Genomic DNA, 2,412 nt, shown 5'->3' with positions numbered 1-2,412 from the left:
AGACGGGCAGGGGTTGCTGAAGCGGTCGGTCTCGCGGCGCAACGAGGAACGCCCGCTGATGACCCCCGACGAGGTCCGCAGGCTCGATCCCGACAAGATCCTCCTAATCCCCGAGAGGCAGAACCCGATCCTCGTCGACCGGATCGTCTATTACGAAGACGCCTGGTTCAAGACCATCATCGACGCGCAGAAGGGACCGCTGCCCTATCCCGATCGCCTGCAAGCGGAACTCGAGGATTTGCGTGCCGAAGTCATGGCACTGAAGGAGGACCGCATCCTCTATCCCGATGCCGAACCCTGGAGAGATGGCGTAGAGAGGTCCGAGACGGAGCCTCCACTGGCGCAAGACATTGCAGAGACTCATAAGGCCGAGGCCGATGACGCGGTGATTGAGGAACCAGATTTCCAGGCCGCCTCAGACAAGATGGACCGTTTTGACAGTAGGCTGCGGAGCAAGGCAAGGGGTGGCCAGGACCAGGCCAATCCGACGGTGTCGATATAGGGGTTACGGGCCGCCCCACACACTTCGTTCCTGCCAATCTTCGGGAAATCCCATGGCACGCAGTTCCAGGTCCGACACTGTTCCCAGAAGGTCGATCAGGCGCGCCCGCCAGGTGCTGTCCGTCCGCTGGCTGTCCAGGAGGTGAAGCAGGGCGACCATGACGTTGTAGAGCCTGTTGTCCGGTTGTGCCTGGCCGGTCGAGGTGTCGAGCACCATGTCCCGGCCCCACCGCTTGACCCGCGGGACGCGCTTGACCAGCCGCTTGTTCCACAATCTGGAGTGGTGCGCACAGATGTTGCGGACATAGGACAAGGCCTGCAGGACGCCGTCCGTGATCTCCACAGTCGGGAGGCTTAGATCGCGCGTCACGGCGGCCTTGATGGGAAGGTCCCTGGTGATCTGCACCCATCGGGACAGTTCCCCGAACGTCATCAGTTCGGTAACTGCCCAGAGCGGCGGCAGGTAGGGGTCCGTGTACTTGGTGCGGTAGTGGGCGATAAAGGTTTCGTCTGACTTTTCCGCCGAACGGGCCAGCTTTGCGAGAAGCTCGGTATGCACCCTGGCACCCCGGAAAGCGGAGGCACGGAGATGGGCATGCGCCCCGTGCGCATGGGCCAGATGATAAGTCCACCGCGAGCGCACATGGATCTCGACGCGTTCGATCGCCTCCAGGAGCAGGAGCCGCAGCTTGCGGTCGAAGACGTAGCGCTCAATGACCTGGTCGAAGGATGTTCCCTCGGCGAAGCGCTTGCTGCGGGTCTGACCAGGAGGGGGAGGCAACTCGAACGGCAGCCAATAGGCGCTCAGTCGATAGTAGCCGACGGTCTCAAGCCACGTCTCCGCCTCGGAAGTATTTCTTACCACNAGACGACGTCCGGATATAAGTAACCCCCCGGTATTGAGCTCGGCCTTTCGGCCGGTCGCCTGGGGGGTGTTGTTGAAATGAAGATGGCGATTTGCGCCGGGAATGTCAACCGTGCGGTCCCGTATCGCAAACCTTATCCATCCCTTTTTATCCTCTCCGCTCTCCAGTTGCCGCTTGGGGGATACGTCAGGCGCTCTCCCCATCGAGCCCCGGAAACCAGGTCTCCAGGATGCCCCGCCCGGTGCCGACCCGGCCAGTCTGCACGACGACATCGACGGACTGGAGAACATAGTCACGGATTTCCGACAGCGTCAGCGGCATGCCCGCGCGCATGACTAGGAAGGCCAGCCTGTTGACGGCCTTGCGCGCGCTTGTGGCATGGATGGTCGTGAAGCTGCCCTCATGGCCGGTGTTGATCGCCTCCAGGAAGGTGACCGCCTCGATGCCGCGCAACTCGCCCAGGATGATCCGGTCGGGGCGCAGGCGCAGGGTCATCTCCAGAAGCCTGCCCGCCGAGCGAGGGGAGGCCTCCGTGCGATCGGCGATCAGGCTGACCGTATTCTCCTGGGATGGAAGCAGTTCTGTCGCATCCTCGATCAGGGCCAGGCGATGCTCGTCTTCCACCATCCACAGGAGGCGCCGCGCCAGTTCGGTCTTGCCTGAGGAAGTGCCCCCGGAGATCACGAGGTTCACGCGGGATTGAACGCAGGCCCGCAGGAACGCGTCGGGATCGTGGCCTTCGGTCCCCAGGCTGCGGATCTCGCGCAGCCGCTCCAGCCGCTCTGCTTCCAGCGACACGGTCGGGTCGCGCAAAAAGCGGAAGTGCCGAGGTGCATCGCCGGCCGCCCTGCGGCGGAACACCCGAACCGAAATGACCGTGCCGCCTGCGGAGGCGGGCGGGATGATGGCTTGGCAGCGCAGGGCGGCACCCGCAACCTCGATGGTGGTCGAGATCGCGGGCTGGCTGTCGGTCAGCGTCAGACGCTGCTTGTTGGCGATCAGACCCGCCAGATCCCTGACCTCGACTGGCGGGAGGATGATCCCG

At 63.5% G+C, this 2,412-nt stretch carries 3 protein-coding genes; 1 reads left to right on the top strand and 2 read right to left on the bottom strand.

Features of this window, described 5'->3' with window-relative positions; translation table 11 throughout:
* Positions 1-502, top strand: a 502-nt coding sequence (locus IEX25_RS19545; RefSeq protein WP_229665514.1) for a type IV secretory system conjugative DNA transfer family protein, incomplete at its 5' end; no start/stop codon positions are given.
* Between the two features lie 3 nt (positions 503-505).
* On the opposite strand, the gene IEX25_RS19540 is transcribed toward IEX25_RS19545, so the two are convergent.
* Both IEX25_RS19540 and IEX25_RS19535 read right to left on the bottom strand, forming a co-directional pair.
* Complete coding sequence (locus IEX25_RS19540) at positions 506-1,366, bottom strand: Abi family protein (RefSeq protein ID WP_188717377.1); 861 nt, start codon at positions 1,364-1,366, stop codon at positions 506-508.
* 187 nt (positions 1,367-1,553) lie between these two features.
* On the bottom strand, positions 1,554-2,412 hold an 859-nt coding region (locus IEX25_RS19535; RefSeq protein ID WP_188717375.1), incomplete at its 5' end, for an ATPase, T2SS/T4P/T4SS family.

It is taken from the genome of Paracoccus acridae (assembly GCF_014642735.1).
Classification (GTDB): domain Bacteria; phylum Pseudomonadota; class Alphaproteobacteria; order Rhodobacterales; family Rhodobacteraceae; genus Paracoccus; species Paracoccus acridae.
Note: the sequence above shows the minus strand (reverse complement) of the source record. Positions and strands in the feature narration are given on the sequence as shown.